The sequence below is a fragment of the Ilyomonas limi genome (genome assembly GCF_005233845.1).
Lineage (GTDB): Bacteria > Bacteroidota > Bacteroidia > Chitinophagales > Chitinophagaceae > Ilyomonas > Ilyomonas limi.
Genome location: NZ_SZQL01000007.1, coordinates 1 through 13502, shown reverse-complemented (window position 1 = coordinate 13502; position 13502 = coordinate 1). Strand labels below are relative to the sequence as shown.

The 13502-nt window shown below is 42.8% G+C and carries 9 protein-coding genes; 5 read left to right on the top strand and 4 right to left on the bottom strand.

Annotation, left to right across the window (positions count from 1 at the left end; genetic code table 11):
* Nucleotides 1-462 precede the first annotated feature (462 nt).
* Together FC093_RS23745 and FC093_RS10115 are read left to right on the top strand one after the other, a co-directional pair.
* A complete protein-coding gene (locus tag FC093_RS23745) occupies nucleotides 463-825 on the top strand; it encodes a hypothetical protein (RefSeq protein ID WP_170971047.1) in 363 nt (120 codons plus the stop codon).
* Between the two features lies 1 nt (nucleotide 826).
* On the top strand, nucleotides 827-2434 hold the full coding sequence (locus FC093_RS10115) for an FAD-binding protein (protein ID WP_137261664.1): 1608 nt from the start codon (nucleotides 827-829) through the stop codon (nucleotides 2432-2434).
* A 702-nt stretch (nucleotides 2435-3136) separates the two neighbouring features.
* On the opposite strand, the gene FC093_RS10110 is transcribed toward FC093_RS10115, so the two are convergent.
* The 4 genes from FC093_RS10110 to FC093_RS10095 all read right to left on the bottom strand — a co-directional run bounded on the left by FC093_RS10110 (nucleotide 3137) and on the right by FC093_RS10095 (nucleotide 7401).
* Nucleotides 3137-3982 (bottom strand): hypothetical protein, encoded by an 846-nt coding sequence (locus FC093_RS10110; RefSeq protein WP_137261663.1) that lies wholly within the window; start codon nucleotides 3980-3982, stop codon nucleotides 3137-3139.
* Nucleotides 3983-4508: 526 nt separating this feature from the next.
* Nucleotides 4509-4727 (bottom strand): hypothetical protein, encoded by a 219-nt coding sequence (locus tag FC093_RS10105; protein WP_137261662.1) that lies wholly within the window; start codon nucleotides 4725-4727, stop codon nucleotides 4509-4511.
* A gap of 98 nt (nucleotides 4728-4825) precedes the next feature.
* Nucleotides 4826-5230 carry a hypothetical protein gene (locus FC093_RS10100; RefSeq protein WP_137261661.1) on the bottom strand — a complete coding sequence of 135 codons (405 nt, stop codon included), beginning with the start codon at nucleotides 5228-5230 and terminating at the stop codon, nucleotides 4826-4828.
* A gap of 98 nt (nucleotides 5231-5328) precedes the next feature.
* The gene (locus FC093_RS10095) at nucleotides 5329-7401 is read right to left on the bottom strand and encodes a beta-galactosidase (RefSeq protein ID WP_240743255.1); all 2073 of its coding nucleotides are present in this window, start codon (nucleotides 7399-7401) and stop codon (nucleotides 5329-5331) included.
* A 410-nt stretch (nucleotides 7402-7811) separates the two neighbouring features.
* Between FC093_RS10095 and FC093_RS10090 the strand changes: the two genes are divergently transcribed.
* The 3 genes from FC093_RS10090 to FC093_RS10080 all read left to right on the top strand — a co-directional run bounded on the left by FC093_RS10090 (nucleotide 7812) and on the right by FC093_RS10080 (nucleotide 13123).
* Entirely contained in the window at nucleotides 7812-9128 is a 1317-nt protein-coding gene (locus FC093_RS10090) for an alpha/beta hydrolase family esterase (RefSeq protein WP_137261660.1), read from the top strand.
* A 600-nt stretch (nucleotides 9129-9728) separates the two neighbouring features.
* Nucleotides 9729-10976, top strand: a complete 1248-nt coding sequence (locus FC093_RS10085) for an alpha/beta hydrolase family esterase (RefSeq protein WP_137261659.1) — start codon at nucleotides 9729-9731, stop codon at nucleotides 10974-10976.
* Between the two features lie 980 nt (nucleotides 10977-11956).
* Complete coding sequence (locus FC093_RS10080) at nucleotides 11957-13123, top strand: alpha/beta hydrolase family esterase (protein ID WP_137261658.1); 1167 nt, start codon at nucleotides 11957-11959, stop codon at nucleotides 13121-13123.
* Nucleotides 13124-13502: the final 379 nt, after the last annotated feature.

Below are 13502 nucleotides of genomic sequence, written 5' to 3'. Positions count from 1 at the left end.
GCCTTTGTAAATCAGGAAATTGGCTGACAAGGTGACCTGGTTGGGAGATTGCGCTGAGCAGGCATGGCTATAAAATTCGCCTTGCCACACTCAAATAATCACTTATAATCCATTATCAACTGTTAAGCTCAACAGCATCTAAAAGAAGGGCAAATATTATTAGATTGTAGGTGTAATTTTTATTGCAGTCACTTTTATAGGATAAATATTGTAAATAAATCAGACTCGTTTCATTGTTCTCATTTTTATGCTCTAATAAGATTTCAGAATATTTGATAAAGATTATACCTTTAATAAACGTGCATATTGTTTCCTTGACCTTCTGAAATACGTTCAATATTAAGTTCATCATTACGAACAATTATCTATGCTGTATTGTGTAAATAGTATTTATTCGTAATTACTTCTGGCAGAGGACTTGTGCCTTGTTTGTAACCATTCACTAAATAAAATTCGGTGCTTATGGAATCACCTGCTATTTCAAACAAAAAAGTGATTCATCCGTTCGTTGTAACAATCCTGTTATCGTTACTTCTTTCTTCATGCTATTCTGTTCGGTTGATGAATAAAAATGGTATTCCGGAACCTGATCCACTTAATACTTCCGAGGACTTTTACAGGGGAAAAAGAGTACATGTATTGGATACGGTTATTACCTTAAAACCAGTGGAGGGTGAGTTTTATTTAATTGAAAGATGTGCATCGGGAGGCTTTTATTCTTTTGAATACAAGGTTACATTTGGCGGTGTGTTGCTAAATGTAATCACGTTCGGTAAAAAGCGGCAAGTGAAAATAAAATATGTATGCTTAAAACAATCCGACTGATATGGCAACTACTGTTAAACATGAAATAGGATCCTGGGACACTTTTCACAATAATGGCCCTTTTCCTACCAAAGTCTTATATGAAACACTACTGGAAGCAAAGGGAAACATGCCTTCTATAACAGACCGCTACAACGATGCTGCAGCAGAGATACAGCGGCTTATTCAATTGGCATTGAGCAACCGGGAAGGTTTCAGAGCGTATGGCTCGGCATGGTCAATGTCGCACATTGCGCATCAAAAAGACAACATGCATTTTAATACTGCCATGAACCTGAAAAGAACAATTGATGTAGATGAGTTGCACCCAAACGCCACTTATGTACGGGAGAACTTATTCTTCTTTGAGTGCGGTAACATTATTAAAGAGATAAACCAGTTTCTTTTCGACAATGGAAAATCTTTGAAAACAACCGGGGCCAGTAATGGGCAAACAATAGCAGGCTGTGTATCTACAGGCGTGCATGGCTCGGCGCTGGATGTAGGTTCGGTGCAGGATAGTGTTGTGGGTATCAATTTGATAATAGGAGCGGGGATAGATGATATTGTTTACCTGGAACGTCATACCAGGCCTGCGTTGAACGATGTGTTCGCCAGCCGGATAAAGGCAAGGATTATTCGCAATGATGATTTATTTAAAGCAGCTTTGGTAAGCCTTGGGTCTTTTGGTTTTATTCATGGAATAACAGTAGAAGCAGAAAACCGTTTTTTACTTAACCGGTATGTAAAGCGCATCAGTAAGGATAAGGCATTGCAGCTTGCGCAAACATTAGCGTTTGAAGATGCTGATTTTGTGGTTGAGGGTGAAACAGATGCCGGTGGTAAACCTTTACGTCCATATCATTATAAAATATTCATCAATCCTTATGTAAACGATACAGAGTATGTGGTAGAAGCCATGTATAAAAAGCCATATCGGAGCGGCTACCCCGATCCGGTACCGAGAATAAAAACGGCTATTTACCGCGACCTGATTCTTTTGTTTACCAGTATTGCTGAAAGGTTCAGAAACAGCATACCGTCGCTTATCCGGCTATTACAAACATCGGTATTGCCTCCTGTTGACTTGCAGGTGACCGGTACGATTGGCGAAATATTCTGGGATGCCGGCTACCAGGGACCAGCCTACGCCTGTGCAGTAGGTGTGGATAGCAGGGATTCACCTAAGGCATTGGAACTGTTGGCAAACCTGGCAAAAAATGAAGGACCCATACCTGGACTTTATGCTATGCGGTTTGTAAGACAATCTGATGCAACGCTTGCATTTACCAGATTCCCGGTTACCTGTATGCTGGAAATTGATGGATTGATCTGGAATCCTCAAAGAGATAATATCATTAGCCTGCCTCAGTTTTGTACACGCATTATCGAGGTATTACAAGCTAATAATATTCCATTTACAATACACTGGGGTAAAAATGCAGATTGGTCTTTTCCGGGACTGATTGAACACATGTATGGCGCTAACGCACAACAATGGAAAGAATGCAGGAGTGCATTATTAAAGGAAGAAACAGCAGCACTCTTTAGCAATAGGTTCCTCCAAGATACCGGACTATCGGAGTATATAGTTAATGCGCCGCTTGCACTGGCGGCATCTGTTGTGTAGTAGCAAGTGTTTTACCCAAATGCATACATATTACATGCGAATGGAAGCTTCTCGATAACGTATCCATTCAAAGAATTAAACCGGTGCATAACGACCCCATAGCTGTCAGATTAAGGCGGGAAAGATATATAGCTGAGGAGGAGTATAGTAGCAGAAATGCAGATAGATTTGAGTAAGCTCTATACCTTAAAATGATTTAGTTGTTTTTCGAGCGGGTGCGGATAGAACAATTAGCTAAACAAAACGGCTTTACTGTACGCCGCTCCTCCCTGTGGAGTGAAGTAGTATTTTTGGAGACGCTGGTTCAGCACATTGCACCGGATAGAGAGTAGAGCCTTAATGACCAGTGTGTCTACGTGAAGGAGCATTATGGTATAGCGCTGACCAGGCAATCCCGGATGAATGCTATCACTGCTTTGTTAGTAGCATTCATGAAAGGCTGCTATCAAACGCTGCCAGCTCACGCATTCAGTCCTGCGGTTAAAGGTCATTGGTAAAGATTCACCGGTCTGTAGAACCATTGAGGTTTCAGGTATGTGACTTCCTGATCACTGATGGCAAGAGTGGAGATGCCAGTTACTGGAACAACAATCATTTTGAACTGAGTGAAAAAAATGTGGATAGTAGACCCGGGCTATTGCCTCTATCGGCAGATATTTCACCTGCCGATAGAGACGTGCATGGTATTTCAATAAAAAGCAACTATTTGGAATATAACGGGCACCGTTTCAATAAGTATTCAATAGTGCTTTTATAAGCATCTCCATCGCTCCAGAAAGACTTTCTGTTTTGACTGAATATAACATCGTTTTTGTCGTTGTAAATTTTCATGTCAGTAGTTGATTCGTAGTTCTGGGAAGTACTGGAATAACTGCTGCCAGACGCGCTTGCGGTGGTCTTGTTGGTAGATTTACTATTATCGTCTTTTACTTTAGCGCTATAGCTTGCATTACTGTATGTACTCTGGGTAGTACTGTTTTGCGAAACCATACCATCTATCACGTATTCTACGCCCAACACTTTGCAAATATCAGCCATCGTATAGTTCATGATGGTTGCTTTGGTAATACCTGCCAGGTTAAGCTTTACATTGGTATTGCGCGGGTTATCTACGGTGTACATTCCCGAATGTTTACTTAAAAAAGCATAGCATTCATTTTGCACTGCCTCACTTACTTCCTGGGCAGTAATTTGTCCATCCTTCAAAAAGGTGAATGGAAGAATAGCTATTTTGTTGCGCCTTTCTTCATCCGGCACCGTTTGCACAGCAGGAGCTGGTGAAAGATTAGGTGCCGGCGGGTTTGATTTGGTAAAATGCTCTACTCTTCCACTGGTGAAAGTGATTTTATTAATGTCTGTTTTTTTGATCGTGTACACCAGCTTCTCACCAGCGTACGTAAAACGAATGGTACTATCGCCAATTTCCAGTACTTCTCCGGTAAGCTCATCGCCGTTTGCTTTTACAACTACATCGTGCTTTTGCTGAGTTTGGGCACTGACTATATAATTAAGAAAAATGATTAGAACCAGGCATATAATACGCTTCATAGGGCACTTATTGTGGGTTTAGGGATTACTGTTCTCCGGCAAACATACAATAGGGCAGCAGCCGGGTGCTACGCTTTTTACTTTTCTGGTGCAATTGCTTATATGAAGTGTTGTTTTTGCTTTATAGACGGCGTGAAGTGGCAGGAGAAAGATAAGCTGTAACGTATAATTGAAAAGGGCAGATCGGGAGAGGGCTGCTTTTGTCTTTTACTCCTGCGCTGGCGCTAACCTTGAAGAACGCGGAAAACCAACAACGGCATAGTTTTTATTACTATATAATAAAACATAAATAGTATGAAAAAGTATGCAATAATTGTAGCTATGCTGATGGTAATTGGTATCTCCGTTAGTTCTTGCAGTGCGTCTGCACGAGTAGGCACCAAAACTCATGAGGTAGGTGTTGGTGGACATGTTAATTAGCGATGAAAATCAATAGAGACATGCGTACCAATAAGCGGCATAGTACAATCCATCCGTATGCTGCTAATAACTTTGCAAAGCCCACAAAAGCGGGGCTTTTTTATGTTTATAGCGTTGCATCCTCTTTGCAAACAGCTAATATACCGCTGTAATGTGCCCTTTCTTTACGGCTAACCGGCTCTGTTCTCTGAGCCGCTCTACTTGTACTCTGGCTTCTTGCAGCGATACCGGCGGCGATTCTTATTGTTTCATCAATGAGTTCAGTACTGCCTGTTCGTTCTTCACCCAGGAATTGCCTAAGTATCTGCGAGTAGTATTCGTCCATTCCTTACTTAATTTTTACATTTTGCCTGCCTCCACATTGAATCTTGAAATTACTCCCGCCCCAGTTCGTGTCTTCACGAACCGTTATATTACATTTACTCATTTTCCATATTCGCCAGGGGTGACAAACAAGTTACAAACATACTTGCCGGTCATATCGTAAAAACTAGCTCCGATGAATACATTATTTTCTTTAAAATTAGCCAGCTTTGGGTCGGTCTTCAATTTATTAATAAGCGATTCTTTCATATTGTTTTTCAGAACAACGGTGTCAATATCTGCTTTATTATATTTATAAAAGGTGTAGTTGTATTGCAGTTTGTGATTGGGTAAAGCCATCAGATTATCAAGCTGTGTTACGCTATCTACTATCAATGGGCAGTGCTTGTTAACTTCTTCCGCGGTAGTTACTAATTGTTCATCAATGGATGGCTCTTGGAAAACAACTCTTGAAATCTCTGTTGCAATGGATAGCGCAAAAACAATCAATACAACATTAATCAAAGGATGCCTTTTTTTACGGGTGAGTTGATACATACAGCAACAAAATTGGTATTGGCAAATATAATTATAAAGGGAAGAAAGCTATTTTATAAGTAAATCTATTCCTCTTCCACAATCCCCACGCCCCAACCATCCAACACCATACTACTATGCTGGGCAATTGCTTTATCCCCCAACAACTCCCTGCCGTTCCCAAAAGGATAAGTAATTGTAACAGGCTGGGCAGCATAATTGAAAATATAATGCACCATTTTACCCTTGTCATTCACGCCGCTTTTGGTGATAATGGGATAATGCAGGCTTTGCGCAGCACCCCACAAGCCGGCCTTGTGTACCACATCTGCCAATATCTTTTCGGTAAGCGAATCGGTGGTCATGCAGCCGATATAAGTAGCCAGTCCTTTACCATATTTATTTTCCGTAATAGCAGCGTACTTGCCCCAGACCGGGTGGTCGTAGTATGCCAGTACGTTGGCAGTCGTAGGCGTAATCAGTTCCATCCAGTTGCGCACGCTGTTGCTGGCTGCGCTAAAAAAGCCGCCTTTTAAACCCACGTTTTGCGGTATGGTAAACTGGCTGTAATAAATACCACAGGCTTCGGAGATAATGCCCGGCTGGCGCACGGTGCGCACTTTTACGTTTTGGTTGGAGAAGCCACTTTTAAACGTATATACAATATGACCGCCGTTGTGTACATAACGGTTCAGCCGTTGCAGCAAGCTGTCGGGCGCGGCATATAAAATAGGTACAATTAATAGCTTGTAGTTTTCTATGTTCTTGCTGTTGGGGTCTACAAAATCAACGCCCACATTCATGCGGTATAAAGCATCGTACAGCGCACGGAGTTCATCGTTATAACTCGTATTGCTGCCCCAGCCAAACTTAAAAAGGTTGAACGCCGTTAAGGCTTCATTGCTGAACAAAATGGCTACGTCGTTGTGCTTTTTAAGATTGATCAGGTGTGTACTCAGCCGGTCAAAATCTTTACCGATGGTCTTCGCTTCGTCATAGGTAGGGTTGGGTTCAAAATCGTGACTGAGCAAGCCTTTCCAATAGGTTTCTGCCGAGTTGTGGATGGAATGCCAATGCCAGTATTCCACCATATTGGCGCCACTTGCCAGGTGCGAAAATGCCTGCAATCTTAACTGACCGGGATAAGGCACCCATTGCGGAAAGCCCTGTGCTTCGGTTTCGAGCACGAGATAGTTTTTGCCTTCTTTCATGCTGCGGGCTACATCGCCGCTAAAAGAAATTTCGGTACCCGTAAGCGCATCCTGCGTAGGATGATAAATATCCACGCCGGCAATATCTACTGCTTTGGCTGCCGCAAAATGATCTACATCGGGTTGTATGCCGTACGAAAAGCCGCGCCATTCAAAGTCGAAGTTTTGGGTGATGAATTGATCCGGGTGTTTGTATTCGTTTACAATATTGGCTTGCCACTGCAAATAATCGGTAACCAGCTGGCGTTGAAACTTGGAAAACTCGGCAATTTCGCTTGCATTAATAGAACCCACCATCGAAGGGAAATCTTCCCAACTGTTAATTCGGTTGCTCCAGTAGTCCAGTCCGAATGCACGGTTGATGCTGTCCAAGGTGACAAACTTGTTTTTCATGTATTGCACAAACAGCTTTTGCACGTCGGGACCGGTAGTGTTATAGGCTTTGGTTTCGTTATCTATCTGGTAGCCGATAATGGCTGGGTGATCTTTTACATGCTCCAATATTTTTCTAATAACACGTTCTGCATAGTAGCGGAAATGCGGGTTGGAAATGTCCATGTTCTGGCGTGCGCCGTACTGGTTTTGTCCAGACGGCGTAATAGCCAATACATCGGGATATTTGCGCACCAGCCAGGTAGGCACAGCATAGGTGGGTGTTCCGATAATCACATGGATGCCTGCCTTGTTCATCGCATTCAGCACGCGGTCTATATGCGAGAAGTCGTACACACTATCCTGCGGCTCTACGGTGCTCCATGTACTTTCGGCAATGCGCACCACATTGATGCCCGCATCTTTCATCATTTGCACATCTTTATCCAGGCGGTCGTACGGCATGTACTCATCGTAATAAGCCACGCCATAGAGGAGCCTGTTAATGTTGTTTGACTGCGCCGTAATGAATTGAATAAACAGGAGCGAAGCGATAATGAGCGGGAATGTTCTCATGATTTAGTTATTGACGGTGGTGGTTGCAGATGGCTATCTGCACTACATTTCAAGAGTGGAAATGTAATATATTTTTATGTTTTTCGAAGTTGTTGGCGTTTAGCAACCAAGGTAAAAGGTAATAATAATTTTCCGGCATTACTCCCAGGTTACTGCATAGCTGCTATACGCTGCCACAGCTCCCTTTTGCCTGCCCGGGGCAGTAACCCGTAAGGTAAGTACCGCCGAAAGACATTTATTTTACAGGATAAGACACTACTTCCTTCTTACCTGTGCCCGTATCTTACGCTCATTCATATTATTATTTTAAGCCATTTTAAAGCTCTTTCTAAATTTTTTTTAAAGTCCCACTTTGGGAATGGGTATGGTTGTTGTCAATACCGCGCAAAAATTTCTAATAAATAGTTTTTATGATCCCACATCCAATCAAGTCAAAGACACAGCAGTTTTATGCATTTGCGCAAACGATTAACCAAACTAAAATTGCTCCCGTTCTGAGTACTTTCAGAAACATCAAAACGGCACTCCAGCTTCAGATTGCGAAACTTTCTTTAGAAAAGTTATTTTTTGCAGAGAGAAAAGCGGTAGGTAATTCCTTCTTTGTGGTAATTGTTGCAGCCCTGTTGCTGGTGAGTTGCCAAAAAGAGGAGCTAAGTGATCCGGTTCTCAACAGTACTACATCAGGTGATTTGTCGGCTTCCGCATTGATAAACACACCGCCTAAGGTAAATGCAGGACCGATGCGGGTAGTAGTGTACCCTGCATCCACTTCGGCAACCCTCTCCGGAAATGCTTCGGATGCTGACGGCGGCATTACCTACAGATGGAAGCAGACTGATGGACCTGCTACGGCCAACATTGCACAGCCTACCAGGCCGGGTACTGCAGTAACTAACCTTAAGCCCGGTTTATACACCTTTGTTCTTGTAGCTACTGATAAAAAGGGCGCTTCCAATACCGATACAACTACGGTTACTGTGCTGGAGAAAGTAACCTGGAACATTGAAGGCGTTACCAGGGAGGCGTTAGTGCATCCGTCTTCCCGCAATTCCGGTTCGGCACCTGTTATCATTGCATTTCATGGCCATGGCAGTACCGATGTTCACTATGCCGAAAAGGAATTTGAACTAAGCTGGCCCGAAGCTATTGTGGTGTACCCGCAAGGCTTACCTACCAAGAGCGGAGGGGACAAGACTGGCAAACAGCCTGGTTGGCAGAATTCGGTGGGCGAAGTCAACAGCCGCACTGGTATTAAAGATCAGGACCTGAAGTTCTTTGATGCCATGTTAACCAAATTGGAGCAGCGGTACAATGCCAACTTAAATCAGGTATTCGTTCACGGCTGGTCAGATGGTGGCGATTTTATATATAATGTGCTTTGGACTGCCCGTGGCAGTAAATTAGCAGCGCTGGCACCCACCGGAGCAACATTAAAAACTATAGATGGTAAAAGAACAATGCCGGTAATTCACGCTGCTGGTACAGATGACACTAGAGTATCTTTTAGCAAACAGCAGCAGAGTTCGAAAAACGACCGTATTTTAGATAAGTGTTCTTCTACCGGTACGTTATGGGCAAAAGGTCCGGGCGGATTGTTGGGAACGCACTATGACTCTCCCATTAACGACCACGTGGTTTTTTTACAGTACGACGGTGGCCACATATTTCCCTCAACTGTGCAGCCGGAAATGGTGAAATTTTTCAAGGAAATAGCTGGCTTCAAATAAATATGTGCCTTTCAGAGGCGAAATGTCTCTTGTAAATAGAAAGTTTAGCCCTAATAAGCTGGTGTGGTTGCCCGCTATTGGGCTAAACTTATTTTGGGAATTACTATTAGCAATCTCACAAGCGATATTAATACCCATTCCCCTGAATTGATGTATTGCCTGCTTATATCACTTTGCCTCCCAATTGAGCCCGGCACGCTGGATAAGCAGGGGGATATTAAATCGCCTGTTTAAAATATTCTTTTAATCCCGTCCTCTTTCTAACAGCAATCAAATTGTAAGAAGTATTTTTTATCCATTGCTCACTTGTTCTGTGAGGTAAATTCTTTAGAATGCTTTGCGCGCAGAACTCAGTGAGTGTGTTAAGTCTTTGTAGGGCAAACAATTATTTTAAACCGTTGCTGCTCTATTCGCTTTTTCCTCCATCAAATCTTTATCGTTTTAAATCTCTTTAAGCTTTTTTTAAACTCCCATTTTGGGAAGAGGTACGGATGTTGCTTAGTGCGCGGAAATTAATTTAAACAAAAAATTTTTATGTTCCCACACAGTATCAAGTCAAAGACACACAAGCACTACCCATTAGTGCAAACGATTAACCTATTGAAAAGTACCTTTTATTCTTGTATTTTTAAAAGGACGCAAGCAGCATCTACACACCAACCTGCGCAGTCTGTAATAAAAGCATCTGCTTTTGAAAAAAAGAGTGTTATAAGCCTGTATTCTATCCTCGTGGTAGTGGTTACAGCCTTGTTTTTGGTGAGTTGCCAGAAAGAGCAATTAACGGATCCCATGCTTAATAGCACCACCTCGGATGATTTATCCGCTTCCGCATCCGGAAACACACCGCCTAAGGCGGATGCAGGACCAATAAGAAGGCTAGTGTCTCCTACCAGTTCGGCAACCCTCTCCGGAAGTGGATCGGATAAAGAAGGATCGGTTACTTTTAAATGGACACAAATCCGTGGTAACTCTACCGCTAAAATTGCCTATCCAACCCGTCCAACTACAGACGTAAGCGGCTTGAAGCCAGGTGTTTACATTTTTTTGCTTACCGTAACAGATAAAAACGGCACTTCACGGAAAGACTCTACTTCTGTTACTGTATTGCAAAAAATGACCTGGACGGTGGAAGGCGTTACCCGCGAAGCATTGGTGCATCCCCCCACCGGCAACAAGGGTTCGGCTGCAGTCATCTTTGCTTTCCACGGACATGGCGGAACGGATCTGGGTTTTGCAGAAAGAGCATTTGAGGTAAACTGGCCCGAAGCTATTGTGGTGTATCCGCAAGGCCTGGGAACACAGAGCAGGTCGGACCGGAATGGAAATAACTCTGGCTGGCAGTCTTCGGTTGGCGAAGTAAATCGTAACACTGGAATTGCGAATCAGGACGTGAAGTTTTTTGATGCGATGATGTCTAAATTTAAGAGTATGTACAACGTTAATTCAAAACATGTATTCGTACACGGCTGGTCGGACGGTGCCAGTTTTGTTTACGACGTACTCTGGGCCGCACGGGCAGATAAATTAGCAGGATTATCTCCGGCAGGGGCAACATTAGGTACCATAAAAGGAAAAGAACCAATGCCGGTAATACATGTAGCAGGTACACAGGATGATAAAATAGGATTTAGCAAACAGCAGCAAACGGTGCAGCAAGTCCGCACCTTAAACAAGTGTTCTTCCGGTAGTACCTGGGCTAAAGGTGCAGGCGGCCTTTTAGGAACAAAATATCCTTCTTCTATCAACGATCCGGTGGTCCTTTTGCAATACAATGGTGGCCATGCATATCCTTTTAGCGTGCCGCCTTACATTGTAAAATTCTTTAAGGAAGTGGCTGCATCCAGATAATTTCCCTGATATAAACACTGCCAGGTAAATAATAATTGGAATTGTAAAAAGTGATGCTTACTACATTGTCAACTAAATAGCTTAAGTGTTCGGCGGGTGTCTCCACCCGCCGATAGCCTTTCTAACGGATGGTGTCTCATCATCCGAAATGGTAGCAGTAGCGTTTAAATATATTTACTTGACAATGTACTTGCAAACTATTTAAAAATAACTATCTGAACCATAGAGGCATAAGAGCTGCAGCATAGCAAAAAGAATAATAGTGCATACTTTATGTAACCCGGTATGCCAACAGGCAGGTTCGTCTCTTTGAGCCAATGTGGTTACAACTTCTTACAGGTAGCAGGCTTAATAGCCTGCTACCTGTACTTTTTCGGGGCTGGTTGGCTTTTGTCGTAGTATCTGTTGTTTAACTGCGGGTGAAATCGGAGCGGTGTAGAGAATGCAAATATGCGGTGGCCACGCCAGTGTTGAAGAAGTTATACATTTCAAGATCGGGCAACTAAACCTGCAACCTTCAGGAACAAGAACTCATATTAAAGTCACTTGGCAAATTAATTCAACTCCCCACATGGGAGGCTGCGGCGCGAAACGCTATAACGTACTTCCAACGCTATTTTAGACCGGAGAACAGATATGCCATACAGCTTCCTCCGTTTACATCCTTATCCTTAACATTGCAATCCAATCTTATGGAGTGTTATGATAAGTGATAATGCATACTGTTGCTATTGCCGTTTTTATGTACAGCATTTGTGCAAAAACATTGATAATCATACTGCTTCGCATCAGATGACAGCGTAGTGCGCTGGTATATAATAAACTGTTCGCAAATATCTTTGGTATTCATACCTATATATAAGTAATTAGCAATATATTTGTTCACCATTTTGTATGTGTGGCTTTTCATGAATCATACACCAAACAACTAGTTGAAAGCCAGATCGTACATACAATAACTGAAAACCCATTCTTTGACTATGAAAGTGTTTATTAAAGCCGTTTTTAGCTTGTTTATTTTATTGCCTTTTTTTGCAGCTGCGAACAAGCCGCCTAAGGTAGATGCAGGGCCGGTGAGAAGATTAGTGTATCCTGCCGATAGCGCATTACTTTGTGGAAAAGGATCGGATGTTGATGGTCCGGTTACTTTTAAGTGGACGCAAACGCGTGGCAATTCTACTGCTAAAATTGATGATCCAACCAATGACACTACCCTGGTGAGTAATCTTAAACCAGGGGTTTATACTTTCTTTCTTACAGTAACAGACGCGAATGGTGTTTCACGTACAGATTCTACCAATGTTACGGTATTGCAGAAGATGACCTGGGTAGTCAATGGCATTACCCGCGAGGCGATGGTGCATCCTGCAACCGGCGGCTCAGGTCAGCCACCTATTATATTTGCCTTTCATGGGCATGGTGGAACTGACCTTGGTTTTGCAGAAAAAGGATTTGAATTTTTTTGGCCCGAGGCCATTGTGGTGTATCCGCAGGGTTTAATTACAAAAACTCCGGTGGACTCGAACTGTAAGCAGGCTGGCTGGCAAACTACTGTTGCAGAAATCAATTGCAGAAATGGTCAGCTCGATCAGGACCTGAAGTTTTTTACTGCCATGTTAAACAGATTTGTAAATAAGTACAACGTCAACCCAAACCTCGTATTTGTCCACGGCTGGTCAAACGGTGCCGACTTTGTGTACGACGTCCTTTGGGCTAAGCGCAGGAATAAAATAGCAGCGTTGTGCCCGGCAGGCACAACGCTCGATACCATGCTTGGAAAAAGGCCAATACCGGTAATGCATATTGCAGGTACAGAGGATATTCATGTGCCTTTTGCAGATCAGCAACTAACTGTGCAGGAAGTACGCACTATAAACAAATGCGCTGCAGACAGTTCGGTGTGGGCTACCGGTACAGGCGGACTTTTAGGAACGAAATATCAATCCCGCATCAATGATAATGTAATTTTATTGCAATACAATGACGGACATGGTTATCCCTATACGGTTCCGCCGCTGATTGTACGATTCTTTAAAGAAGTGGCTGCAGATGTAACTGCAACTACAACACCTTTGATTACCAGGACGTCTCCTGCAGATAAAAATGTATCTGTAAACCGGCTACACTTATATACGGCCGCCAAATAATATTGGAACTATAAAGGCAGTTTTCACAGATGGCAGACCTTAACAGTCTGCCATCTGCATTTCTCCGGCGTTAGCCCGCATTTCTCCACAGTAAATGGCACACCGGAAGAGTACCAATTATTACCGCCTCTTTTATCGAATGGTACTCTTTAATTTGTATGGAAGTATTCGCTTTTGCTATTATTACTGTTTTTCCAGTCTAATCTGCCAATACCACCCTTATAGCTATTTAGAACTAAACAACGCATTTTTGCAGTGTCTTGTCCTGAAATGGCTATACGCAAAATCAGGTGTATATGTCTAAAGAAGTTGAACAATTTAGTGTTCGTCCTAACCGCCTTTCACGGTATGATAAGCGGTTGATTTTAAAGGTTGTAGC